This window comes from Sphingobacterium thermophilum, assembly GCF_039541675.1.
Lineage (GTDB): Bacteria > Bacteroidota > Bacteroidia > Sphingobacteriales > Sphingobacteriaceae > Sphingobacterium > Sphingobacterium thermophilum.
In genome coordinates this window covers 80,126-103,258 of record NZ_BAABGR010000015.1, presented here as the reverse complement: position 1 = coordinate 103,258, position 23,133 = coordinate 80,126, and the positions used below count along the sequence as shown (strand labels likewise).

Sequence of the window (23,133 nt, the reverse complement as noted above, 5' to 3'; positions counted from 1 at the left end):
CATGAAAAAATCAAAAAGATTGTCAACAATATATATCCTTTTCGTTGCGCTTCTATTAACGTCATGTTCCAAATGGCTGGACATCAAACCGGAAACCGAAATCGATAAGACAGAACTGTTCTCTACCGAGGACGGATTCAAAGAAGCTCTATTAGGTATTTACATCAGAGCCAGCAAAACTGACCTCTATGGAAAAGAACTGACCGTCGGAACTCCGGAAGTGCTGGCTCAGAATTATATGATTTCTTCCATAGATCCCTTCCGATATAAGGCTACGGCTGAGTTTAAATACGATGACCAATACTTTATTGCACGAAAAGATAATATCTGGAAAGGACTCTACAACGGCATAGTCAACGCAAATCTCATACTAGAAAATATCGATAAGCGTCGCAATATCTTTCTCGGGAATAATTATAACATCATAAAAGGAGAGGCATTAGCTTTACGTGCATATTTTCACTTCGATGCGTTGCGTTTGTTTGCTCCAAGCTATAAGCAGGCAGCCACAGCCAAAGCTATTCCTTATGTAACTAAGTATAGTAATCTTTCTACACCATTCGGCTCCGTATCCGAAGTAATTGACTCTATAACCCACGACTTGGAAAAATCAAAAGTCCTTTTGGAAAAAGATCCTATACGCAGCAACTCTTATAGAATAGGCTATCCGACCCAAACCGACACCCTCCTGAACAGCGAGTTGTCCAATCCCGATCTTTTTCTTCAAAATCGAAGACACCGCATGAATTATTATGCTGTCTGTGCAACTTTAGCTAGAGTATATCTTTATAAGGGAGATACCAAAAAAGCTCTTGAAAACGCCAAAGAAATAATAGATGCGAAAAAATTCCCTTGGACCAACACAACAGATTTTATTGCCGTTGAAGAAAAAAATAAAGATAGAATTCTGTACAAAGAACTCATCTTTGGTTGGTACATCCCTTCATTGAGCACAGACTTAAACAGCAATTGGTTCTCTAACGGCTCTTCGGGCATGCACCTTGAGCAGATCGATGCCCAGTCTATATATGAAACTTCAGGTATCGGAGCTACAGACATACGATATATGCATTGGTTTATGACCGTGAGCAGTGGCAACAATTATATTTCTGAAATCGTAAAATATCGAAGAAACAGCCTCTCGGATAATGAATCAGCCAACCTCCACTACCTGATGGCTCCCGCAATAAAGTTAAGTGAGGTTTACCTCATAGCGGCAGAATGTGTATATGATACCAATCCTACGCAAGCAATTCAATATTTAGATGAGATCCGTAAAAATAGAGGTATTGGGCAAACAACATCTGTGAGTGACAAACAAGCATTCTTACAGGAAATACTAAAAGAATTAAGAAAGGATGCCTTTGCCGAAGGACAGATTTTCTATGCCTACAAAAGACTCCATCTCCCTATTGTCGGATTACAGGGCAAGGTTTTCCAACCCGATAATAAAATATTCGTACTCCCTCTTCCTGACGATGAACTTATTTATGGAAATCAAAAAGACTAGACCATGGAAACTAACCTTAACTTCAAAAGTATAATAACTATTCTAGTGATATTCCTTACTATCTCTTCATGCAAAAAAGCTGAATTGATAACCTATAACCATAATGCTGGTATATATTTCAATCTCAGCAAAAACGAAAGAGACAGTATAGTGTATTCCTTTGCTTACGATATCACTAAATCCTCGGATACCATAAATATCCCGGTAAGTATCTCCGGCTTGAGGGAAAATAGAGACCGCGTATACCAAGCGTATGTAGAAACCGACTCTTCCTCCGCTCAAGAAGGATTTCATTATAAAAAATTAGAGGAAGGGTATGCAATCTCCGCCGGAGAAGGTAAAGGCTTTCTTCCTCTTATAGTATATAACACACCGGACTTAGAAGAAAATAGTGTATCCGTGATTATCAAGCTTAAGGAATCTTCCGATTTTAATGTTGATAACCCGCAAATCATAAGAGCAAAGGTGGTATTCTCCGCAAGGCTGGAAGAGCCTATCTGGTGGAGCATGTGGCTTGGCGAATATTCAAGGACCAAGCATCAACTTTTTATCATTGCCACAGACCAAACATCATTGACCATGGACGGGCTCGATGCACCTAAAAACCTGTATTTCGTAGACCTATTGCGCATCATGCTCAACAACCCTTTCGAATGGGTAAATAAGAATCCGGAGAAAGGATATCTACTGCGAACAGATGACAATGGAATAACCTATAAATTCTACCACAAGGATAATCCCGAGCGTACAATCCTATTACGAAAAAATGCAGGCACAGGAGTATTTCAATTTATTGACGAACTAGGTAAAGAGGTTAGATAATGAAAATAAAAGTACAAAAATTCAAACTATTTAGCTATAGCTACTTCTTGTCCTTTGTCCTATTGCTTACTTCATGTTATAAAGACAAAGGAAACTATGAGTATGACATGCCGGTAGAGCCGGTAGTCAAAAACTTAGACACGCTATACAATATTATGGTAGGAGATAGTCTCATCATATCCCCTACATTTGAAAATATAGCTGATGAAGATATTGACTGCACGTGGGAAATCGCCGTACCGGAAGCTGTAGACCCTAGCTACTATACTTTTCAAGGCAAGGCACTACGTATTGTTTTCGGACTACAAGCAAAATTGTATTATGCTCGTCTTACCCTCCTCAATAAGTCTAATGGAATCAAATATTTCTATGATTTCAAAATTCAGGGAAAGACAGAATTTTCTGCAGGATATCTGGTGCTAAGTGAAGAGGAAGGCAAAACACAATTATCGTTTGTCAGACCCAATGGAGAGGTGCTCCCTAGAATTTACGAACTCATAAACTTAAAACCCTTACCTGAAAATCCTTTATCCATTCATTATCTCGCCAATAAATTAACAGGCAACACTCCATTAGGCTATTGGATAATATGTAAAGAAGAAGGCATAAGATTGGATGTTAACAACCTTAAACAAGAAGAACTAAAACCCGGAAGCATTACAGACAACTTCTTCCTCGCCCCTAACAAAATCGAAATTGGAAGCTTCCAAACCCATCCTCAAGGTGTGTTGATGGGAATTATTAACGGCAAATTTTACGGAGGCATTACCACCACGTGGGATCAAGCACAAACCTATGGCATGTTCGGCTCCTACGCAGATGGTGACTATGAGCTTCATGATAAATTTATCCTTACCAACATCAATGACAACATCAGCATCATTGCCTTTGAGAGAAACAGAAAACAATTCTTACGGTTCAATATCTATGGCTCTGTAACCTATTTCGGAACACAATACTCGGTAACCAACAGCAGCATTTTTGACCCTACCAATATTGGCATGGACCTACTGAATATCGTACAGATTAATAATACAGACACCTATGCTTTCTGTCAAGATGCCAACAAAAACATCTACGAGCTTAAATTCAATGTCAATTTCTATGGGCCTTTTACTTTTACACCCCTTCATAAAAGAAACTTTGTAAACCCTCAGATAATAACAGAAAAAACCAAAATGCTTGCCACAAAAACTGGCATCATATATATAGCCTCCGGAAACAAGGTATATAGTTATACACCTATAAACCAGAATCTACAGGAAATAGCTACAAAGTTCAATGATGAGGTAACCATGCTCAAGTTGTCCGATGATGAACAAACTTTGATCATTGGATCAGGATCATCCATCTATTTTACAAATATTTCAACAGGAAATAATGGGGTGCTTATAGACACCATAGAAGGCATACCCGGCTCAAGTATAGATATTACATGGCGTTAAACTTTTAAATAAAAAACTATGAAATTTGTGTATTTATTAATTACTACTGTTCTTTTGTACTCTAATGCATTCGGACAAAACAATAGTTTTCTCATTCAAGGGAAGGCTGATAAACGATTTGAAGGAAAAAAATTATACCTCGACTACCAACAAAACGGCAATTCAATAACCGATTCAACAGTAATCAAAAACGGAAAATTCACTTTCAAAGGTCAGGCAGATGAACCCAACTATGCCCGCATGGTACTCGATACCGAAGGTGTAGGAAAACTTAAAGCACAGTATACTGGGGATCGACTATATTTCTTTATTGGAAACGAAACATATAAATTCAACATTACTGAATCATTAAAAAAAGCAACTATAAGCGGATCTTCCCTTCATGAAGACTTCCTCGAATACATCAATTTTATTGGAGGAGACTTCATGGATATTATCGATCAGGCAAACAGTGCTTTCGCTGCTGTCCCTCTCGACGCTCCCGATAAAGAGCAACAATATGCTGCCATAAAACAGAAATACGACCAAATTCTGGAAAAAAGAAACGATCAACAGCTTATTTTCGCAACACAGAATCCTAATTCGATATTTTCTATAGGAGCCCTAGTCGAAGTGGCCAACAGAAGAGGAACAAAACCTGTAGAATCCGCCTTCTATAACCTCAGCAAAGAACTCCAAAACACCATCAATGGTAAAGAACTGGCTGCCAGAATATATGCCGACAAAAATATCATCGTAGGAAGTATAGCTCCCAACTTCTCACAACCGGATACTCAAGGCAATATGATTCAATTATCCGATTTCAAAGGTAAGTTTGTCCTATTAGATTTCTGGGCCAGCTGGTGTGCCCCATGTAGGGCTGAAAATCCTAACCTAAAAAAGGCTTACAATATCTATAAACCTAAAGGATTAGAAATTTTTGCGATATCACTGGACGACAAGAACAGTAAAGCGGCATGGATTAAAGCTATACAAGACGATGGATTACCGTGGATTCATGCAGCGGACCTCAAAGGTTGGAGAAACGAAGCTGCTGTGCTTTATGGTGTAAAAGGTGTCCCTCAAAACTATTTAATTGACCCAACAGGGAAAATCGTAGCTATAAACATCCGTGGCGAAGAACTTCACAAAGTGTTGGCAGAACATATTAAATAGTTGAAAAAACTTAGCCCCATAATATATGTTGGTATTATGGGGCTAAACCTTTAAAATTATCTATTTAAAAAGCGCTAACGCCTTGTTTACTCTTTCTATCACCTTTTCCTTACCTAACAGCTCGGTGATGACAAAAACATCCGGACCGAACTTCCCTCCTACCAACATAATACGAAAAGGCATCATAAGCTCACCGATCTTCATTCCTGATTCTGCCACCTTTCCTTTAAACATGGGCTCCAGCACTTCGGCAGTCCAGCTCTGCTGAGCTTCAAAATCCTTTACTATATTCTCGAAGAAAACGGTTTTGTTATCATTCCACTTAGGTTTCACTGCATCTACGTCATACTGCACCGGATCTGCAAAGAAAAATGAAGCTTGGTTCCAGAAATCAGACACATACGTCATTCTTTCCTTAACAGCGGCCAACACTCGCTCTACGTAACTATCTTCCACGTCAGTGATGCCATTTGCTGCCAACACCTCTTTGACCTGAGGAAGCAACACGACATCATCAGTCTTTTTAATCCACTCGTGGTTAAACCATTTTGCCTTCTCGAAATCGAATTTAGCTCCGCTCTTACTGATACGTTCCACCGTAAACTTGTCGATAAGCTCTTCCATGCTGAACAGCTCCTGATCAGTACCGTCATTCCATCCCAGCATAGCAAGCATGTTAACGAAAGCTTCTGGCAAGAACCCTAACTCACGGAAACCTTTGGTAAGCTCACCACTCTTAGGATCGGTCCAGTTCATCGCGTAAACAGGGAATCCCAGACGATCGCCGTCACGCTTGCTGAGCTTGCCATTACCATCCGGCTTGAGAATCAAAGGTAGATGCGCCCACTGCGGCATATCGGCTTTCCAGCCTAGATACTCCCACAACAATAGATGCACAGGTGCCGAAGAAAGCCATTCCTCACCACGAAACACGTGTGTGATCTCCATAGCCTTATCATCTACTACCACAGCTAAATGATAGGTAGGCATCCCATCCGCCTTCAACAACACTTTATCATCAATAAGTTTGGTCTCAAAAGACACCTGTCCCCGAATCATATCCGTGAATGTCACCACCTGATCTTCCGGCATTTTAATACGGATAGTATGAGGCACTCCCGCTTTAAGCAGCTCTTCCGTCTCTTCCTTCGAAAGACTTAGCGAGTTACGCAACTGCATACGGTTTTCGTGTGAATATCTGAAGTTAGGCTGTAACTTGCGTTGTTCCTCCAACTCTTCCGCTGTGTCAAAAGCATAATAAGCATAGCCGTCAGCGACAAGCTGTTCGGCAAACTGACGATACGAAGGCTTACGCTCACTCTGTCTGTATGGGCCATATGCTCCCGGCTTCAGCGGACTCTCATCCGGAATGAGACCACACCACGCAAGACATTCCTGAATATATTCTTCAGCCCCCGGCACAAAGCGGGTCTGATCCGTATCTTCAATCCTTAGAATAAAGTCTCCTTGATGATGTTTAGCGAATAAATAATTGAACAAGGCTGTTCTTACTCCACCTAAATGTAGACCTCCCGTAGGACTAGGTGCAAAACGCACCCTTACTTTTTTCTGCGAACTCATAATGCAAAATTACTTATTTCTCAACTAATAAAGGAATTAGTCCGGCAATTAAGGACAATTTAAAAGTCTCACTTTTGCCATAATTTTTTTATTTTGTAGCCTAAACTACAGGATATGAATATACCTTATACTCATAACAAGCAGATTTGGAAATTGCTTTTGTTCATTTTCGCAGCAGCAATAGCCATCGCTTCTTTGGTATATACTAATTATCTTGTGGAGAGCCTCTCCAAGTCGGAACGGACAAAGGCTGAAGTATGGGCCATGAGCACCAAGAGCATCATGACCATGCCCGATGTGGACGACGACTTTATAAGCTTCATCTATGCGGTAAGGGATAGCCTCACACTGCCGGCAATCATTACGGACAAGGAAGGGAATATCATCTTCTGGCGAGACTTGGATAGTACCAAAACCAATATCAAAAGTGACGACTCGCTCAATAGCCGCCTGCAATACGACCCCGGCTATTTCCAGAAAGAACTCCAAGCCATGAAAAGAGCTCACGACCCCATCACCCTTAACCTGGAAAATGGGGAACAGTGGAAAATATACTACAAAGAGTCCAAAGCGCTGCAAAACCTTCGCGTATTCCCCTACATTCAGCTTTCGCTTATCGCCTTGTTTTTGGTTATCGCCTATTCAGTATTTAATTCGATAAAAAAGGCGGAACAGAACCTTGTCTGGGTGGGTATGGCCAAAGAAGCAGCACACCAGTTGGGAACTCCAATCTCTTCACTCATGGGATGGATAGAAGTCATCAAGCTCAAATACAACTCGGACGATGAAGTTATCCACGAGATGGAACGCGATGTCAACCGCTTGGAAACTGTGGCCGACCGCTTCTCAAAAATAGGGTCCAAACCTGTATTGACCAATCATAACGTTTATGAGGTTATCCAAGACTTCGTAAACTACTTCAAGATAAGAACCAGCGAAAAGATTTCATTTATTCTAAAGGGAGACACCCACGTAGAAGCTATGCTCAACGTTCCTCTCTTTGAATGGATTATCGAAAACCTACTCAAAAATGCCGTAAATGCTATTGATAAAGAGGGCACTATAACCATCTCAATAAAAGAAAATATTGCGAAAGAAGAAATTTTTATAGACATTAGTGATACGGGTAAAGGAATACCCAAAGCTAATTTCGATACTATATTCCAACCGGGATTTACTACACGCCAACGCGGATGGGGATTAGGATTAAGTCTCACCAAACGCATGGTACAATACCATAACGGACATATTTTCGTTAAAGAATCAGAAATTGGTAAAGGAACGACGTTCAGAATAGTACTAAAAAGCAATCTAAATTATGAACCAGCTCAAATCTGAAGACTATCCAGCGATATATGAAAATTACGTAGAATCCGTTCAGGGAGATGTCATGGCAGTATTGGAAGAACAGCTGACCTCCTTCCCGAAATTTATCCGCCGCATCCCTGAAAGCAGGCATACCTACACCTATGCCGAAGGAAAATGGACAGTGAAAGAGATTCTTTGTCACATCGTAGACACCGAAAGGGTGATGTCTTATCGTGCTCTGCGCTTCGCTCGAAATGACATGACCGAACTGGCATCTTTCGAACAAGATGAATTTGTAGCCAACGGGAGGCACAACGAAAGATCTATAGACAGTATCATAGAAGAATTCGTACATCTTCGCAAAGCCAATATTGCGTTGTTTAAAAGCTTCAACGATATAGAACTCACCCGCAAAGGTATGGCCTCCGGACGTCTCATCAGTGTCTTGGCGTTCATCTATGTCATTGCCGGACATCTTAACCATCACAAATTTATCTTACAGCAAAAATACCTTAAAGATTAGCTATGATATGGAAGAAACCTTTTTCGCTCGATGAGATAAACCAATATTTTGGTATCAATATGACCAAACATCTGGACATCAGAGCTTCAGAAATAACGGATAACAGCATCAAAGCCACAATGCCTATTACGGAGAAGGTACTGCAACCCTTCGGTATACTTCACGGAGGAGCTTCTGTAGTATTAGCAGAATCCGTGGGCAGCATAGCCTCCGCCCTCGTCGTGGACACCGAAAAATACAATGTTGTGGGAATGGAAGTCAACGCCAATCATCTTCGCCCAGGAAAGCAGGGTAGCACGTTGGAAGCAACCTGCACCCCCATCCATCTAGGACGCACCACCCATGTCTGGGATATCAAAATACATGACGAGAAAAACAAGCTGATATGTATTTCCCGCCTTACTGTGGCAGTCGTAAAAAAATAGCTGCTCCTCATTTCACAGAAGAGCAGCTTCCTATAATTTTCGATAGGTAGTTTATTTCACTCTGACAAAAGGTGTCTCCGCATCCCCCACCCACTTGTACTTGTAGATGGTGGTCTGCTGCTGCCCGTCTTCGGACTTACCGTTATGGGAAATATAAAAATATCCGTCGCCTAGAGGACACAGCCCCGTAGCTCCCCATTTGAAATGCCATCCTCGGATTCCCGTCTTTTCATCCTTCGACCCCAAGTCCGCCAAAGATAGCTGCGTTACCTTTAGCCACTTGTCATCGGATTTAATTTTTCCTTTGAATGGCTTTTTGTTTCCGTCAATGATAAATAGATCGTAGTTCGGATATTGTGGTTTGCTCCCTTTATATACTGCCGCCATAAGGTGCCCCGTAAAAGGATCGTAAGCTAGATTCTGTATACCATAGCGTGTATTGCCTGTTTTCACAAAATATTTGTTCAACGGTTTCTTAGGGCCCGAATGATGCAGGTTGTCTTGCAATAGCGGACTGGCATACTTATTCCAGCCACTCACATCATATCTTAATATTACCTGATAGTCATTGTCGTCACGCTCATTATCGCCATATACGCCGTAAGCCACATACAGATACTTCTTACCCTGCTTATTGCCTCCGATGGCAGGAGCAAAAGCTACTCCATCTATACCGGAGCAAGCAAAGCGGTGCGCCTTCTCTTGGCCATTTACCAGCACTTTAGCCTCATAATCCTTCAACACCTCAGGTAGAAATACCGTATTTATGATGTCTTTTTCTTCTTCTGCATTCATCTCCGGACGGACAATCTTAGAGCCGTCAATCACAGCAATATAAAAACCGTTGCTGCTGCCCTCTTTAACACCTAACGCATTGCGGATTCCCTGCCCTATCGCATCGTTCTTATATTCCAGAGAGCCGTAAATCTTGCCGTCCTCTTCATTGAAATCCAGGTCCCCCAGATGTCCCAAAAACCCTGTAAGACTACCTATTAATTTGCCAGAAAGGTCCATTTTTAGCAGTTTGTGCGTAAAGGACATATATACGTATCCATTCTTATGGTCTACCACTACTCCTTGGACGTGGAGCTTGCCTTGCTTTCCGGAATACAGGGAGTCAGGTAGATGGACTGGGCTAACCTGCCCTCTTACCCCCACTGCAAAAACACCTAAAATCAAGGTTAGAAAAATCGTCTTTATGTATCTGTTCATTTCTACGTAATGAGTAATAATTATTAAGGTTTACGATATGGAATATAATTGAGCAATTTAATAAAATATACTTTATTTTCCTTATTTTAAATTATTTTCTCTTTCATTCCAGCGCATTTGAGCAAGAAAAACATAGAACTCATGGAAGTATTACGTTTAACCTTATAAAATTAGAGGGAAAACAAACTTTTTCAACAGTAAAATGTTATCATTTTAGATACCATTAATTTGGTATTATGATACGGTTTAGGTTTTGGAGAGACTTTACCCCTCAAAGTCTCTCTTTTTTTATAAAAATCTTTAACGAATGCCTTTGCAAATTGTTATTTTTTTTCTAAAATCAAATTAAATTTATTAGTCTTGTAAAATAGTAAAAATTAACCAAGTCTTTAGTTTGATCAAATAACAAAAAATCTATCGATGAATTCGCAAAACCTAAGTAACCAGAACGGCAGCTCCACTGTTGGGCCGATGATTATTATTGGAGCTTTATTTTTCATTTTCGGCTTTATTACTTGGCTTAACTCCCTACTGATTCCTTATCTGAAGATAGCTTGTGAGCTTTCCGAGTTTCAGGCATATCTTGTAACCACTGCCTTTTACATTGCGTATTTGGTGATGGCTCCTGTATCCACATGGGTGCTCAATAAGTTTGGTTTCAAGCGAGGGATGTCCATAGCATTGGCTATCATGGCTTTCGGCGCATTGCTGTTTATTCCGGCAGCTTACACCCGAATCTACATTATCTTCCTCTTAGGCTTGTTCATTATAGGTGGCGGATTGGCTATCTTACAGACAGCATCCAACCCATATATCACCATCCTTGGACCAGTAGAGACCGCAGCAAAGAGAATCAGTATCATGGGGATTTGTAACAAACTGGCAGGAGCCGTAGCTCCTATCATCTTGGGATTGTTCCTAAATCTTGAAGCAGCCGACAATGTCTCTAAACAACTCGAGACATTGAGCGAGGCCGAAAGAGAAAGTGCGCTTAGTGAAGTTGCTCTTCAAGTGGTAAACCCTTACATCGGTATTGTCGTAGCATTACTTATTCTAGCGTTTTGGATTGCTAAAGTTCGCCTTCCAGAAGTTCAGGGCGTAGAAGAGGAGAGCGAAGATCACCATGTGATTTCGGAAGGCAAAAAAAGCGCATGGGGATTCCCGCACGTGGTACTGGGTTTCGTAACCTTATTCCTCTATGTAGGGGTAGAAGTTTTGGCGGGAGACACCATTATCTCTTACGGAAGCTCTATCGGTGTTCCTCTTTCAGAAGCGAAATTCTTTACCGGAATGACCATGATTTCCATGGTAATCGGCTATATCATAGGTATTATTGCCATCCCTAAATTTATCAATCAGGAAACTGCCTTGAAGCTTTGTGCTATTGCCGGTATTCTATTCACTTTCGGCATCGTCTTTACTTCCGGCATGACATCGCTTTACTTCGTGGCTCTGTTAGGACTAGCTAACTCCTTGATTTGGCCTGCTATTTGGCCTTTAGCACTCAAAGGTGTAGGTAAATTTACCAGTGCAGCTTCAGGAATTTTGGTGATGGGTATTGCCGGTGGAGCGGTAATCCCTCCTCTTTACGGACAACTAGCACATGCAGTAGGCGCACATCAAGCTTACTGGATTGCATTGCCTTGTTATTTATTCATCCTATTCTATGCCACAATAGGACATAAAGCCGGAAAAAAAAGAATAGCTAATTAACATATACCTAAATACGAAATATAAAAAAGGCAGCTTAAAATGCTTGGGCTGCCTTTTCTATTGGAAATAATGAATCCGTTCGGGGCTAATGCAACACTTTAAAGGAATATCCCATTCCCCTATATCTTCTATATGCTCCACAGGTTCAAAATAGCTGAGACCTACGGTATATACATCCTTCCTGCATTGCTGCAACAGACGGTCATAAAATCCTTTACCATACCCTACCCTGTTTCCTGCTTTATCGACAGCCAGTAAAGGTAAAAGTATGACGTCCAGTTTTTTCTCCTCCACCGGGACAGCATGTACAGGCTCCGGAATACCCCATTTGTTGACTTCCAACTTTGTGTCTCTTTCATACAGAAAATTCTGCATGGTGCCGTTGCTAAAATCAGATTTTGATATAACAATATTAACGGATGGATGTGCAACGCGCATCCATGCTATAAAAAGCGAAGTGTCTGGTTCATTTGCGGATGCTATAGACAAAAAAACATGTACATACTTACAGCTATTCCAGTCAAGCTGTTGCAGATGTGCGAGCAACTGATTGTCGTAGCTCTTTTTTTGGTCTGCGCTCAGCCTATTGCGTAGCTGTTTATATTGCTCTCTTAATTCAGACTTGTACATATTACAAGTATACAAAAAAAAACGGCCTTGTAGTTGGGAACTAACAAGACCGCAATAATCAACCTAAACCTAATATTTTATTTCGTATTATTTTACACGTTCGATGTAATCACCTGTAGTAGTATCCACTCTTACTTTATCACCTTGGTTGATAAATAGAGGAACATTAATCTCAACACCGGTTTCTAATGTTGCCTTTTTCAAGGCGTTGGTAGAAGTGTCGCCTTTCACTGCTGGCTCTGTATAAGTAACCTCCAATTCCACACTTTTCGGTGCTTGTGCCATGATAGGCTCTTCACTTTCGAAGGCCACAATCACGCTCATACCTTCTTTCAAAAATCGTGCCGAATCACCGAATAAGAATTTAGGGATATTGTATTGTTCGTAGGTATTGTTGTCCATTACCACGAAATACTCACCATCTTCATATAAATATTGGTAATCGTTAGTTTCTACACGAGCGATTTCTACCACCTCATCCACACGGAAACGGTATTCTACCAGCTTACCTGTTCTTACATTACGCATTTTTGCTTGGTAGAAAGCACGCAAGTTTCCCGGAGTACGGTGTATATATTCTTCAACAGCAACTAATTCGCCATTAAAACGTAAAATATTTCCTGTTTTTACTTCTGAAGCTTTAGCCATTGGAATTATATTAGTGTTAATAAATTACGAATGCAAAAATAGAAAAAAGTCAGCGTTTATGAAAAATTTACTTATAAGAAAGAACAGATAATTGCTCTTCGCAGAAAGCATATTCTTTTTCCTGGTTAGAACCTATAATGATGACGCGGTCGGCTTTTTTGGTCTGTGCCACAAGATCGAGATACCAAGTCTCGCCATTCTGGTCGAGGTTGCTTGTAGGCTCATCCAAAAATAAAATCTTCGAATCACTGCAACAGGCAAGAGCAAGCTTGACACGTTGTTTCATGCCCGAGGAGAAAAATTTCAAGCCCTTGTTGAGGGACTTTTCCATCTGAAGAAGCGCTACGATACTCTTCTTGTCGAACGATGGCAAGGGAGATTTGAACTTAAAATGAAAGTCTAACAGCTCACTTAAAGTAAACTCTTCAATAAGCTCTATGTACGGCGCAGCAATGCTGATATGTTTATAGATATGTTCTACATCGATGGCCTGCCCTTCATGTTCGTATGTTATAGCGCCTTCACTAGGGGTAAGCTGTCCTGTCAACACCTTGATAAGTGTCGATTTACCTGACCCGTTAGGCCCTAGGATGGCATAAGCTTGGGGAGCGGAGAAGGTATAATCTATTCCTCGGAAAATCCATTCCTGATTAAACCTTCTCCCTAAATTTTGTAGAGTTATCTTCAATAAATATCCTTCCTTTAATAGTTAACTTATTTAGTGTTAAAACCTCGCACTACACCGCGATCGGAGCTGCGTACAAAGCTTAGAATTTCATCTCGTATCTCTGTAGCCTCAAATTCAGCTTCCACGATATCCAAAGCTTTAGAAAGATTTCTGTTTTGCACGAACAGTACTCGGTAGATATTCTGGATTTCGGCAATCTGCTCTGTTGTAAATCCGCGACGACGTAATCCTACAGAATTGATGCCGGCATACGAGATAGGCTCACGGGCAGCCTTGATATACGGAGGCACATCTTTACGTACCAAAGTACCTCCCGTCACGAAAGCATGAGACCCTATTTTCGTAAACTGGTGTACCGCAACTAATCCGGCCAGCACAACATAATCTCCCACGGTGATATGTCCTGCCAAGGTACTTGAGTTGGAGAAAATACAGTTGTCACCAATGATACAGTCATGTGCAATATGGCTGTACGCTTGAATAAGACAATTTTTTCCGACTACGGTTTTGTAACGATCTTTAGTACCTCTGTTGATGGTTACGCATTCACGGATAGTGGTATTATCGCCAATTTCCGCTGTAGTAATCTCTCCTTCAAATTTCAGATCCTGTGGTTCTCCCGAAATAACAGCACCAGGGAATATTCTACAGTTTTTTCCTATGCGAGCTCCATCCATGATGGTGACATTTGAACCAATCCATGTCCCCTCGCCAATAACTACATCCTTATGAATGGTGCTAAAAGGCCCTATTTCGACATTAGCACCAATCTGTGCATCAGGATGTATATACGATAACGATTGTATCATTTACTATAATATTATTTCACTTTAACTATTTGAGCCATTAATTCCGCTTCACTCACGATCTTTTCGCCTACCATACCTACACCTTTCATACGGGCAATACCGCGACGAATAGGTTCCAACAGTTCACATGAAAAGACTATAGTATCGCCTGGATGCACTTGGTTCTTGAAGCGCGCATTTTCAATCTTCAAAAATAATGTCAGCCAGTTTTCCGGATCAGGGACGGTGTTAAGCACCAAAATACCGCCAGTCTGTGCCATGGCTTCAATCTGCAATACGCCTGGAAACACAGGAGCTCCCGGGAAGTGGCCCATAAACAGATCTTCATTGATGGTCACATTCTTAAGACCTACCACATGTGTTTCCGACAATTCCAAAATTTTGTCTACCATCAAGAATGGCTGTCTGTGTGGAAGAATCTTCATGATATCCACCGTATCATACACCGGTTTGGCATGGATATCATAAGTATTGATTTTTTTCTTGCTCTTTTCTCTCCTTATCTGATTTTTGATGCGCTTAGCGAAAGCTACGTTGGCGGCATGCCCAGGACGTGCTGCCATGATATGGCCTTTGATAGGACGACCCACCAAAGCTAAGTCACCTATCATATCCAGCAGCTTGTGACGTGCCGGCTCGTTCTGATATCTCAATTGAATGTTGTCCAAAATACCTTCATCAGCAACGGTAACCTTCTTGTTGAACAGCTTCTGAAGCTTATCGAGCTCTTCATGTGAAACTTCCTTATCCACTATAACGATAGCATTCGACAAATCGCCACCTTTGATAAGGTTATTATTTACCAACATTTCCAACTCGTGCAGGAAGCAGAAGGTTCTTGACGAAGAAATTTCCCTCTCAAACTCATCAATAGAGCTTATAGAAGCATGTTGACTTCCCAATACCGGCGAGTTGAAATCGATCATACAGGTGAGCCTATAGCCGTCCAAAGGCATACCAACGATTTCTACCTTTCTCTCCGGTTCAGAATAATGGATATTTTCCTTTATCTCGTAAAAGTCTCTGTCCGCATCCTGCTCCACGAATCCCACTTCGGAGATTTTCTGCACAAAAATGCTAGAACTTCCATCTAGGATAGGAACTTCAGGACCATCCAAATCAATAAGGACATTATCTACCTGTAGGCCCACCAAGGCAGCCATCAGATGTTCAATGGTACTTACTGACGCTCCGTTTTCCGAAATGGTTGTACCTCTAGAAGTGTCTGACACATTGTCCGCATCTACCGATACGATAGGCTGACCTTCCAAGTCTATACGTCTGAACTTGAACCAATGGTTTTCAGGAGCGGGTCTTAAGGTCAGGGTAACAGATTTACCGGTGTGTAAGCCTATACCTGAAATTACAACCTCAGATTTTATTGTCCTTTGTTTTGTATTCATCTCATCCATCTTATGGTAATAAGTTTTTGTTATTTGTTTTTTATTAACTTTTCCAGCTCACTGATCCGTCTTTCCAGCTCAGGCAGTTTATTGTAAACTACCTGCGAACGCAATTGGCTGGTATATGGTCCGAATGGAGTTCCTCCCCACTTCTTATTTGCTTCCGTAATACTTCTATTGATGCCGGACTGTGCCTGAACTTGTGAACCATCCGCTATGGTTATATGTCCTACCGCACCAACCTGACCACCCAACACGACATGCTTACCCACCTTGGTACTACCCGAAATTCCGGTTTGCGCGGCAATCACCGTATTCTCACCGATCTCCACATTGTGCGCTATCTGGATAAGGTTGTCCAGCTTCACCCCCTTGCGGATAATGGTAGACCCCATGGTTGCCCGGTCCACCACCGTATTCCCCCCAATCTCTACATTGTCTTCAATGACTACATTTCCTATCTGCGGGATTTTCTCGTAGGTACCATCAGCCTGAGGCGCAAAGCCAAATCCATCACTTCCGATGACCACTCCCGAGTGAATAATCACGTTGGCACCTATCACACAGTCGTAATAAATTGTCACACCCGGAAAGATAACGGTGTTGTCTCCAATGGTAACGTTGTCTCCTATATATACACGTGGAAATATTTTTACATTATTTCCTATCTTCACATCACGGCTTATATAAGAAAAAGCTCCTATATATCCTCCCTCACCGATTTTGGCCGTCTCATGTATATATACATTGTCCTCAATTCCGGAACGCTCTGTACGCAAGGCATTGTAAATCTTAAGAAGCTCGGAAAACGACGTATAGGCATCTTCCACACGTATCAACGTGGCCTTTACCGCCCGCTGTAACACCAAACTCTTATTTACAATGACAATACTTGATTTCGTGTCGTATAAATACTGCTCGTATTTAGGGTTAGACAAAAAAGACAAAGCCCCCTCAAATCCTTCTTCAATTTTAGCTAACTGTGAAACTAAAACGTCCGGATTCCCTTCTACTTCTCCATTTAATAATGTCGCTATCTGTTCCGCTGTAAATTGCATGAATACAAATGTATCTTTTTTTCTTAAAATTTTTATTCAAAATTAAATGTGATACCATCCTCAACAAAGCCTAACTCCTTAGGATATATCAAGGCATATTTTACCACTTTCTTCGACAGTGCCTCCAAATTGGATAAATCCGACGCTTCAGCAATATCTAATAGCTTTCCTTTATTGTTAATAATTTTAATAGGCTCTTTGTCAGCACTATAGGCTGAATTGTAAATAGTCTGGTGATAAACAAAATAGTCCACCTCAGCTTCCGAAAGGTCAAAGTGTTGCTTGGCCTTATCTCTGACCATGGCAATCTCTTCTTCCGAAAAATCCTGTGAGCGCAACTCTGTACGAAACAGATCTCTCCGCATCAGCTTGCTACATAACGTGCTCAAGATCTTATCCTCATGGTTTACCCACGATTTAATAGCCGACATGATGTCTGTATCATCCAGCTTCGTAAACCAATTAAGATGAGACTCCTCCGTGGTGAAGTTGTCCGCATTGACTTTATTCTTCAGAAAATGTTGAAGCGCCTGCGTAGCAAACAGATCATACCCTTGATTGCTTAACTCTTTGGCTCTTTTCAAAGCCTTTATTAACATCTGCTCAGCGCCCACCACAGTCTTATGAAGATACACCTGCCAGTACATCAAACGACGGGCTATCAAAAATTTCTCTACCGAATAAATACCTTTTGCCTCTACGACAAGCTCATCATCCTTTACCGCAAGCATCTTGATGATACGATCAAAGGAAATTACCCCTTCCGACACTCCTGTGAAGAAGCTGTCCCTATTGAGATAGTCCATCCTATCTGTATCCAGCTGACTGGAAACCAGCTGATGCAAAAAACGACGTGGATATTTATCGTTGAAAATCGTTATGGCTAAGGTAAGCTTTCCTCCAAATTCCACATTCAAGCGGTCCATAAGCATGGAGGAAATAACTTCATGCGACACCCCTTCGATCAAAGTATGTTCAAGCGAATGGCTAAACGGCCCATGCCCAATGTCGTGCAGCAGAATGGCCACCAATGCGGCCTCTTCTTCCTCGTCGCTGACCAGCACGCCCTTGCTCCGCAAAGTATCTATAGCCAGCTGCATGAGATGCATAGCACCAATAACATGCTGAAAGCGGGTGTGCAACGCTCCAGGATACACCATGTGGGTCATGCTGACCTGCTTGATATACCTTAACCTTTGAAAATAAGGATGTTGAATCAAATCAAAAATAAATCCCGACGGAATTGACACAAAACCGTAAACTGGGTCATTAATGATTTTTTTCTTGTTCAACTGTCGTTCGTTTTTTGAAGTTTGTTATCTTTATATGGTAGATAGCCGCGCATTCGTACGAACACACAACACTGCTAACATAGGGTCAAAGATACGGAGATTGGTGTTAATAAATGTTAAAAATGTAGTAGTTATTTCCCTTTCCTAAGCATTTTTACTAACTATTTGATATATTTTTGAACTTTGACGTCTACAAATTACAATGCATTGACGGGAATCTGTATAATCTGGAGGTCTTTTAAATATTACTATCATGGCAAAAACACATATTTTATGGGCTGATGACGAGATTGAATTTTTGAAACCTCACATCCTGTTATTGGAAGGTAAAGGGTATAAAGTGAAAACCGTAAATAACGGTGCCGACGCCGTGGAGGCTTTCAAAAACGAACCTTTCGACCTCGTTTTTCTGGACGAAAATATGCCAGGCATGACGGGATTGGAAACCTTGAGCATTCTTAAATCCATAAATCCCACCATTCCTAACGTTTTAGTAACCAAAAATGAGGAAGAGCACCTCATGGAAGAAGCTATAGGTGCTAAAATAGACGATTATCTCATCAAACCCGTAAATCCCAAACAGATTCTCCTCACCATAAAGAAATTTACAGAAAATAAACGTATTGTCACAGAAAAAACCTCCATGGCCTACCAACAGGAGTTCCGCAATCTCTCCATGTTAATCAACGACGGATTGGACTACAATGGTTGGGTTGAGGCTTACAAAAAACTCATCTATTGGGAACTTTCATTAGAAAAACTGGAAGACGACAGCATGCACGAAATCCTGCAGGCCCAAAAGTCCGAAGCAAATAACGTTTTTTTTAAATACATTGAAAAAAACTACCTTAAATGGATAAAAAATCCGGAGGACGCACCTATCCTTTCTCACCAGCTGTTCCGCAAAAAAGTCCTTCCTTCCTTATCCGAAGAACGTCCCACATTTTTCTTCCTCATCGACAACCTTCGATATGATCAGTGGAAGCTTATAAACGACATTATCACGGATTACTTCCGTCTAGAGGAAGAAAGCAGCTACTACAGCATCCTCCCTACAGCTACGCAATATGCGAGGAATGCTATCTTTAGTGGTCTTACACCTCTGGAAATGGAAAAACGCTTTCCTGACCTGTGGCAAAATGATGAAGATGAAGGAGGCAAAAACCTTCATGAGGACACCTTCCTCGCCGACCAACTCAAACGGCTGTACCGCAAGGAAATACGACATAGCTATACTAAAGTCCTTACGCATGAGCAAGGGCGCGACGTACTGGACAACCTAAGTAATCTGATGAACAACAATCTCAACGTACTGGTTTACAATTTCGTGGACATGCTTTCTCATGCCCGTACGGATATGGCGATGATTCGTGAGTTAGCTAACGACGAAGCTGCCTATAGATCGTTGACCTTATCGTGGTTTGAACACTCTCCGCTGCTAGACGCCCTGCGTTGGCTGGCCCAGAAAAACGTCCGTCTCATCATCACCACCGACCATGGCACCATCCGCGTGAAAAAACCTAGCAAAATCGTGGGATATAAAAGCACAAACACCAACCTCCGCTACAAGCAGGGGAAAAACCTCAACTATAACAGTAAAGATGTTTTTGTGATAAAAAATCCGCACGACGCTCAGCTGCCCTTACTGCATATGAGTTCTATCTTCGTCTTCGCCAAGGATGACCTCTACTTTGTGTATCCAAACAATTACAACCAATTTGTAAATTATTTTAACGGCACCTTCCAACACGGTGGGATTTCTCTTGAGGAAATGATCATTCCTTACGCCACTTACATTCCAAAGTCCTAACTTTGCGCTATGAAAATAGAGGTCAAACATCTGGAAGAGCTAAAAGAAGCAGCACAAACAATCATCGACGCCTTCCCTCAGGAACGCATCTTCTTGTTCTATGGACATATGGGCGCAGGTAAGACCACGCTTATCAACGAGTTGTGTCTTCTTCTAGGTGTCACAGACCATACCTCTAGCCCTACCTTTTCTATTGTAAACGAATACGAAGCTGCAAAAGGACAGATCTACCATTTCGACTTCTACCGACTCAAGGACGAGATGGAAGCACTGGATATGGGTTATGAAGAGTACTTCTACTCCGGCCACTATTGCTTTGTGGAATGGCCTGAAAAGATATCCAACCTTCTGCCCCTACATTATGTCAAAATCAGCATTTCCGCAATAGAAAACCAACATCGCATCATCGAAGCAGAAAAAATTTAACTTTTTTATGCTACCCGTGCAACCTTTTGCCCCTTGCTAGCGTCTTCCTAATAAACGAACTAACGAATTGGAGAATTCTAAATTACATAGCATCTGGCAAGGCTGTAAAAAGCAAGACAGAAAAGCTCAAGCCGAGCTCTATGAGTTATTCTCCCGAAAAATGTTCGTCATCTGTCAGCGCTATGCGCAGACGACATTGGAAGCTGAAGATATCTTGCAAAATGGGTTTGTCAAAATTTTCACCAAACACCACCTGTATGATGAAAAAGGCTCTTTAGAAGGTTGGATAAAACGCATAATGGTCAATACTGCCATAGAGCATTATCGCAAAAACAAGACATTGACATTCGAAACATTAGAAGGGACACACGAAAATTATACACACAGCGAGCTGTCTTCAACTCATGTTTCATACAAAGACTTGTTAAACCTGATCCGCGAATTGCCGGCAGGATATAGAGCAGTGTTTAATCTTTATGCTATAGAAGGATATTCTCACAAAGAAATTGCTGAAATGCTGGGCATAAGTGAGAGCGGTTCAAAATCACAGCTTTCCAGAGCACGACAGCTACTACAACAAAAACTGACAAAAGAAAAAATGCTTTAGGATGATGGAGCCAAATAACATAGACAAATTGTTTAGAGATGCTTTCTTAGACAAGGAAGAATCTCCTCGTCCTGCTGTTTGGGATAAAATAGAGCAACAGTTGAATGAGGAAACAAACGTTGTTCCCCTATATAGAAAATACCTTCCTGCTATTGCTATAGCTGCGACCTTAGTGCTATTATCTTCCTTGGCAATAATGTTGTTTCAGCAACGCCCACAAGAGAAGGAAGTGAACAGCCACATTATAGCCCTTGCTCCAGACACTGCGGACGACTTGTCAGAGAAGACTTCAACACCTCAAGATGCCATGGAGACACCGCAGCAGCCTCTCTCCATAGAAAAGACAGAAGCTCAAAGCTATCTTTCCTTTGAAAAGACTTCAGACCCGTATGAAACGGAAAAAGAACATGAGACGAGAGCCTCAAATATTATGTCGGAAGAGCTTATTGCAGCGGCAGAACACAAGGTTGAACTCGAAAGTCTGGAGGAAATAGAAATGAAAACCATCTCCATAGAGCCAGAACCGGCGGATATAGACGTAAGTCCGATAGCAATTAGTGATAACCACGAATCCGAGCTGCAATATGCTGTAAACTATCGCGAGACAAAAAGAACTTCTGTAATCACCAGATTCTTAAATAAAGTAGCACAAAATATTGAAATCCAAAAAGGCAAAAACCTCTTCTTCAGCAATGACGAGGAAGGCTCCCTATCTATTAATCTATCACCAGCTTATGTGAGTAAATAACCCAAAACGTAGGACATGAAAACTTTCATCATATTTCTTCGGCTGATAATTCTTGTCGCTCTCCTTTCCTATACCTGCAAAGAAAGAAAGGAAATTAAGCCAGAAAAGAAGCCGTCAAAGACCGTTACAATGTCATTTTCAATAAACATCATTTAAACTCTTAACCTTTAGAACTATATGAAAACTTTTACCTTAAGATTTATACTGTCGGTAGCCCTCCTATGTACTTTACTTACCGGAACGTCATGGGCACAGCAACCTTTCACACTCAAAGGAAAAATAGGACAATATAATGCTCCAGCAAAGCTTTTCTTACAATACACAGAAGATGGTAAACAAATTACGGAAGCTATTCCTTTGACTGACGGCAAATTCGAATTCAAAGGAACACTGAAAAACGCTACGCCCGCGAACCTTTATCTTGTAACAAGCGGCAATGAAGCCGATATTAAGAATGCAGAGTCTTTCGACCTCATCATCAATCCGGCATCTATAACATTGAAGGGAAGTGCTTTGGAAAACGTTTCTGTACAATACACCCACCGCCCGAAGATAGTAACCGCCCAATCCTCATCCTCCGTAACCGGGGAAACGGTCGACACAAAGGCCTCCTCCCAATCGAAATCCGTAACGTTGGAAGTAGGAACCAAAGATGATAAAGACGACTCAGATAAATTCCCACGCGCCTTCGGTGGAATAACCTTTACTCGCCTGGACTGGGGACTGTCCCGCCTTCTCGATGACGGCAAGTTTTCCTTGTCGGACGACAACCAATTTATGAAATATAAAAAAGCTTCCAACTTCGGCTTTGATCTAGCACAATTCGGATTGCGGGTGAGTGACAACTTCAAAACATACATCTCCGCAGGATTCGAGTGGAATTACCTACGCTTAAAACAAAACATCCTTCTGAAACAAGATGTCTCTCCTATTGCTTACGAACAGATAGACCCCAATGAGGTAGAATACACCAAAAATATACTAACCTCGACCTACCTTCGCCTCCCTCTTACATTCGAGTGGAGAAGTGATAAAAACAGCAAAGGAGAAAGAGTAAAAGTTGCGTTCGGCGCCATGACAGGTGTGCTATTAAAGGGTACACAACGCCTTAAGAGCAAAGAACAGGGAAAACAAAAGTTCAAAGACAACTACAGCTTGGCATCCTTCCAATATGGTCCTTTCCTAAGAATAGGATATGACGACCTAGGTATTTTTGCCAAATACTATGTCAACGACTTTTTCGAAAACAGTCCGGCACAGAAAGGGCTAAGCAACCTCGCCTTCGGATTGACGTTAGGATTTTAACATTGTAATTACTTT

General features: G+C 41.4%; 22 protein-coding genes. 13 read left to right on the top strand and 9 right to left on the bottom strand.

What is annotated here, in order from left to right; translation table 11 throughout:
• Window position 1 precedes the first annotated feature (1 nt).
• The 4 genes from ABD873_RS06545 to ABD873_RS06530 are packed head-to-tail and all read left to right on the top strand — an operon-like array spanning window position 2 to window position 4,932.
• Window positions 2-1,510: a RagB/SusD family nutrient uptake outer membrane protein gene (locus tag ABD873_RS06545; RefSeq protein WP_345066262.1), complete on the top strand. Its 1,509-nt coding sequence runs from the start codon at window positions 2-4 to the stop codon at window positions 1,508-1,510.
• A gap of 3 nt (window positions 1,511-1,513) precedes the next feature.
• Window positions 1,514-2,332: a DUF4843 domain-containing protein gene (locus ABD873_RS06540; protein WP_345066259.1), complete on the top strand. Its 819-nt coding sequence runs from the start codon at window positions 1,514-1,516 to the stop codon at window positions 2,330-2,332.
• On the top strand, window positions 2,332-3,777 hold the full coding sequence (locus tag ABD873_RS06535) for a PKD-like family lipoprotein (RefSeq protein ID WP_345066256.1): 1,446 nt from the start codon (window positions 2,332-2,334) through the stop codon (window positions 3,775-3,777). The genes ABD873_RS06540 and ABD873_RS06535 overlap by 1 nt, the downstream gene beginning before the upstream one ends.
• An 18-nt stretch (window positions 3,778-3,795) precedes the next feature.
• Window positions 3,796-4,932 carry a redoxin domain-containing protein gene (locus ABD873_RS06530; RefSeq protein WP_345066253.1) on the top strand — a complete coding sequence of 379 codons (1,137 nt, stop codon included), beginning with the start codon at window positions 3,796-3,798 and terminating at the stop codon, window positions 4,930-4,932.
• 60 nt (window positions 4,933-4,992) lie between these two features.
• Here ABD873_RS06530 and gltX read toward each other — a convergent pair whose 3' ends face one another.
• Window positions 4,993-6,513 (bottom strand): glutamate--tRNA ligase, encoded by a 1,521-nt coding sequence (gltX, locus tag ABD873_RS06525; RefSeq protein ID WP_345066250.1) that lies wholly within the window; start codon window positions 6,511-6,513, stop codon window positions 4,993-4,995.
• Between the two features lie 114 nt (window positions 6,514-6,627).
• Here gltX and ABD873_RS06520 point away from each other — a divergent pair, with 114 nt between their 5' ends.
• From ABD873_RS06520 to ABD873_RS06510, 3 genes are read left to right on the top strand one after another with little or no spacing between them, the layout of a single operon-like run.
• A complete protein-coding gene (locus ABD873_RS06520; RefSeq protein ID WP_345066247.1) occupies window positions 6,628-7,851 on the top strand; it encodes a sensor histidine kinase in 1,224 nt (407 codons plus the stop codon).
• Window positions 7,832-8,344, top strand: coding sequence for a DinB family protein (locus ABD873_RS06515; protein WP_345066244.1), 513 nt, complete (start codon window positions 7,832-7,834; stop codon window positions 8,342-8,344). Before ABD873_RS06520 ends, ABD873_RS06515 begins: the two co-directional genes overlap by 20 nt.
• A gap of 2 nt (window positions 8,345-8,346) precedes the next feature.
• A complete protein-coding gene (locus tag ABD873_RS06510) occupies window positions 8,347-8,769 on the top strand; it encodes a hotdog fold thioesterase (protein ID WP_039053011.1) in 423 nt (140 codons plus the stop codon).
• Between the two features lie 51 nt (window positions 8,770-8,820).
• Here the strand turns inward: ABD873_RS06510 and ABD873_RS06505 are convergent, their stop codons facing one another.
• A complete protein-coding gene (locus ABD873_RS06505) occupies window positions 8,821-9,981 on the bottom strand; it encodes a hypothetical protein (protein WP_345066240.1) in 1,161 nt (386 codons plus the stop codon).
• A 420-nt stretch (window positions 9,982-10,401) separates the two neighbouring features.
• Between ABD873_RS06505 and ABD873_RS06500 the strand changes: the two genes are divergently transcribed.
• Window positions 10,402-11,694, top strand: a complete 1,293-nt coding sequence (locus ABD873_RS06500; protein ID WP_345066237.1) for a sugar MFS transporter — start codon at window positions 10,402-10,404, stop codon at window positions 11,692-11,694.
• Window positions 11,695-11,751: 57 nt separating this feature from the next.
• Here ABD873_RS06500 and ABD873_RS06495 read toward each other — a convergent pair whose 3' ends face one another.
• The 7 genes from ABD873_RS06495 to ABD873_RS06465 all read right to left on the bottom strand — a co-directional run bounded on the left by ABD873_RS06495 (window position 11,752) and on the right by ABD873_RS06465 (window position 18,222).
• Complete coding sequence (locus ABD873_RS06495; RefSeq protein WP_345066234.1) at window positions 11,752-12,324, bottom strand: 5-formyltetrahydrofolate cyclo-ligase; 573 nt, start codon at window positions 12,322-12,324, stop codon at window positions 11,752-11,754.
• Window positions 12,325-12,411: 87 nt separating this feature from the next.
• Window positions 12,412-12,972: an elongation factor P gene (gene efp / locus ABD873_RS06490; protein WP_039053015.1), complete on the bottom strand. Its 561-nt coding sequence runs from the start codon at window positions 12,970-12,972 to the stop codon at window positions 12,412-12,414.
• A 67-nt stretch (window positions 12,973-13,039) separates the two neighbouring features.
• Entirely contained in the window at window positions 13,040-13,660 is a 621-nt protein-coding gene (locus ABD873_RS06485; protein WP_345066231.1) for an ABC transporter ATP-binding protein, read from the bottom strand.
• Between the two features lie 26 nt (window positions 13,661-13,686).
• Window positions 13,687-14,469 carry an acyl-ACP--UDP-N-acetylglucosamine O-acyltransferase gene (gene lpxA, locus ABD873_RS06480; RefSeq protein ID WP_345066228.1) on the bottom strand — a complete coding sequence of 261 codons (783 nt, stop codon included), beginning with the start codon at window positions 14,467-14,469 and terminating at the stop codon, window positions 13,687-13,689.
• A gap of 11 nt (window positions 14,470-14,480) precedes the next feature.
• Window positions 14,481-15,872 carry a bifunctional UDP-3-O-[3-hydroxymyristoyl] N-acetylglucosamine deacetylase/3-hydroxyacyl-ACP dehydratase gene (locus ABD873_RS06475; protein ID WP_345066225.1) on the bottom strand — a complete coding sequence of 464 codons (1,392 nt, stop codon included), beginning with the start codon at window positions 15,870-15,872 and terminating at the stop codon, window positions 14,481-14,483.
• A gap of 29 nt (window positions 15,873-15,901) precedes the next feature.
• Entirely contained in the window at window positions 15,902-16,930 is a 1,029-nt protein-coding gene (gene lpxD, locus ABD873_RS06470) for a UDP-3-O-(3-hydroxymyristoyl)glucosamine N-acyltransferase (protein ID WP_345066222.1), read from the bottom strand.
• A 32-nt stretch (window positions 16,931-16,962) separates the two neighbouring features.
• Complete coding sequence (locus ABD873_RS06465) at window positions 16,963-18,222, bottom strand: HD domain-containing protein (RefSeq protein ID WP_345066219.1); 1,260 nt, start codon at window positions 18,220-18,222, stop codon at window positions 16,963-16,965.
• A gap of 253 nt (window positions 18,223-18,475) precedes the next feature.
• On the opposite strand from ABD873_RS06465, the gene porX reads away from it, so the two are divergent.
• From porX to ABD873_RS06440, 5 genes are all read left to right on the top strand, one after another.
• On the top strand, window positions 18,476-20,032 hold the full coding sequence (porX, locus tag ABD873_RS06460) for a T9SS response regulator signal transducer PorX (protein WP_345066217.1): 1,557 nt from the start codon (window positions 18,476-18,478) through the stop codon (window positions 20,030-20,032).
• A gap of 9 nt (window positions 20,033-20,041) precedes the next feature.
• The gene (gene tsaE / locus ABD873_RS06455) at window positions 20,042-20,458 is read left to right on the top strand and encodes a tRNA (adenosine(37)-N6)-threonylcarbamoyltransferase complex ATPase subunit type 1 TsaE (RefSeq protein ID WP_039053017.1); all 417 of its coding nucleotides are present in this window, start codon (window positions 20,042-20,044) and stop codon (window positions 20,456-20,458) included.
• A gap of 67 nt (window positions 20,459-20,525) precedes the next feature.
• Complete coding sequence (locus tag ABD873_RS06450; RefSeq protein ID WP_345066213.1) at window positions 20,526-21,065, top strand: RNA polymerase sigma factor; 540 nt, start codon at window positions 20,526-20,528, stop codon at window positions 21,063-21,065.
• 1 nt (window position 21,066) lies between these two features.
• The gene (locus ABD873_RS06445) at window positions 21,067-21,813 is read left to right on the top strand and encodes a hypothetical protein (RefSeq protein WP_345066210.1); all 747 of its coding nucleotides are present in this window, start codon (window positions 21,067-21,069) and stop codon (window positions 21,811-21,813) included.
• A gap of 177 nt (window positions 21,814-21,990) precedes the next feature.
• Window positions 21,991-23,118 carry a DUF4369 domain-containing protein gene (locus ABD873_RS06440; protein WP_345066207.1) on the top strand — a complete coding sequence of 376 codons (1,128 nt, stop codon included), beginning with the start codon at window positions 21,991-21,993 and terminating at the stop codon, window positions 23,116-23,118.
• Window positions 23,119-23,133: the final 15 nt, after the last annotated feature.